This window comes from Actinomadura rubrisoli, assembly GCF_004349215.1.
In the GTDB taxonomy this organism is placed as follows: domain Bacteria; phylum Actinomycetota; class Actinomycetes; order Streptosporangiales; family Streptosporangiaceae; genus Spirillospora; species Spirillospora rubrisoli.
Genome location: NZ_SMKU01000653.1, coordinates 1 through 1,923 on the forward strand (window position 1 = coordinate 1; position 1,923 = coordinate 1,923).

Annotated in this window: 3 protein-coding genes; all 3 read right to left on the reverse strand. The window is 69.5% G+C overall.

The features are described from left to right. Nucleotides 1–141 precede the first annotated feature (141 nt). A complete protein-coding gene (locus tag E1298_RS46525; protein ID WP_131903747.1) occupies nt 142–750 on the reverse strand; it encodes a hypothetical protein in 609 nt (202 codons plus the stop codon). Nucleotides 751–1,106: 356 nt separating this feature from the next. After that, the gene (locus E1298_RS46530) at nt 1,107–1,514 is read right to left on the reverse strand and encodes a hypothetical protein (RefSeq protein WP_131903748.1); all 408 of its coding nucleotides are present in this window, start codon (nt 1,512–1,514) and stop codon (nt 1,107–1,109) included. After that, nucleotides 1,511–1,923: hypothetical protein (locus E1298_RS46535; RefSeq protein WP_207945275.1), on the reverse strand; the 413-nt coding region annotated here is incomplete at its 5' end. The genes E1298_RS46530 and E1298_RS46535, both read right to left, overlap by 4 nt.

The window sequence follows — 1,923 nt, forward strand, 5'->3', positions numbered from 1 at the left end:
CCCCCGCACCGCCCCAGCACGGCGGACCGCCCTTCCAGCAACCCCCGCCACCGGCGGGACCGCCGAACCGCAACCTGGCGCCGCCTCCCCACGAGTGACACCCCCGAACCGGCCGGTCCCCATCGGACCGGCCGGTTCGCGTCATCTCCGACGGCAGGGCTTGCAGGCCGCGAGGGACGAAGAGACATCACGTCCGAACGCCATGACGGCCTCGCGCATTGTGGGCTTGTCCAGCGGAATCGCCTTGCTCCGCTGGATCACCCCGTCCCGGTCGAGCGGATACCGGGCCCCCTGGAATTCCACCGTGACGACGGTGTTCTTCAACCGCACCGTGATAGACATCCGCCCGCTCTCACCGAGCGAGGTCTTGGCCGTGATGTGGCGGACGAATGCCTCGTCGCCGATACCGGGCACCACCTCGGGTGCCTCTTGGTGAATCGATCCGAAGGAACTGCTCTCCGTCCCCGCCGACGAACTCCGCCAAGCGGCCCCGTAGGTGTCCTTCGCCTCGGTGATCCCCGCGGCGCCCGCATGCAGGCGCACGGCGACGCGCAACCACCGGGAGGTCAGCGTCTTCCCTTTGGGTGCGCTCAACGGCTCCTGCCAGGTGCACGAGGCGTACTCCAAAGGCCGTCCCGAACGAGCCCGATCAGTGTCAGTCTCCGGCTGCCCCGCCTGAGGCATGTAGCGCGCCAGCGTCCCATCGGACGGCTTGAAGCAGGCAGCGGGAATGGCCGCGAACTCCGGCATGGCAGCCGACTTGGACGACCCTCCGCTCGCGGCCCAGACGACCCCGCCCCCACCCAAGACCACCACGGCGGCCACTGCTGCAATCAACACACGCGGCCGTTCCCTGAGCCTCCCAAGCCCTGACCCGCCCTGGAGGGCTTCGGACGCCACGAAGGGCTCTGAGTGCTCCGCCGGAGCGCCGACCGCTTCGGGCGTCGGCCGATCGGACCCGTCCAACTGCTGGTCGGGGGCCACGAACTCCGGACGCGCTCCATCGGACAAGGCCAAGCCCCCAATTCCCGCGACCAAGTCTTCCGCCAAGCGGCAGATGCGAGATTAACACCTCCACCACAACGGCCTTTCAGCCCGCGGTCGGGCTACCGGCCGCGCTGCCCCTGCCCTATTCGCGTTCGGCCGAGTCGGGCCTGATCGATGCGCCCCAGTGAGGTCCGGAGGCGGCTGATCAGGCCGCGTGGGGGTGCGTCCTGCTCGGCCCTGGCCGCGCGCCGGACGGCCGCCATAATGGCGTCCGGTGCCAGCCGCGCACCGATCTCCGCGACCGCGCGCGGAAGATCATGGCAGGGGGCCAGCGGATCACCGGTGGAGTCGATGAACCAGGGCACCCCGCCCACGCCCGCCTTGACCCGGATGCTCTCCCCGACCGTGGGGAGGCTGGGCGAGAGCACATGCAGCCGCTCAGGCGCCTGGTCGTAGCGCGGACGCGCGGTCCATCCCTCGGTGGCCAGGGCCCGCGCGAGCAGGTCGAGATAGTCGGTGGCGATCACAGGTCATCTCCTGCGGTCACGTCGCTGGGGGCCAGGTCGGCCGCGATGATCACTGCCGCGTCGATGACCTGGTCAGCCTGCGCGATCGGCTCACCGAGCGCATCGAAAAACCAGAGGCGGTCGCCATCGATCGGCCGTGGCTTACAGGTGATCGTCTGAGTCCGCAGCGAGGCGTCGCCCTTCCGGGTCACGGCCACGGCCCTGGCCCCCAGAGAGGTCGTGAAGCCACGCGCGGCCAGCGCGTTCGCCAGTGTGTAGAGCAGCGGATAGGCATGCGGATGCTCGGTACCGTCGAAGTTCTCTGCCACGGCCGCCTCCTGCTGCGATGTGCGTGTCGGTTCGGTCACTGCAAGTGAATGTGTGACGCGCGCCGCACAACCAGGGGCAAGATGAGGGTGGGAAAGGGTGG

Coding starts and splice junctions, on each gene's coding strand:
- E1298_RS46525 (WP_131903747.1), bottom strand. CDS start 750: ATGCCGGAGTTCGCGGCCATTCCCGCTGCCTGCTTCAAGCCGTCCGAT.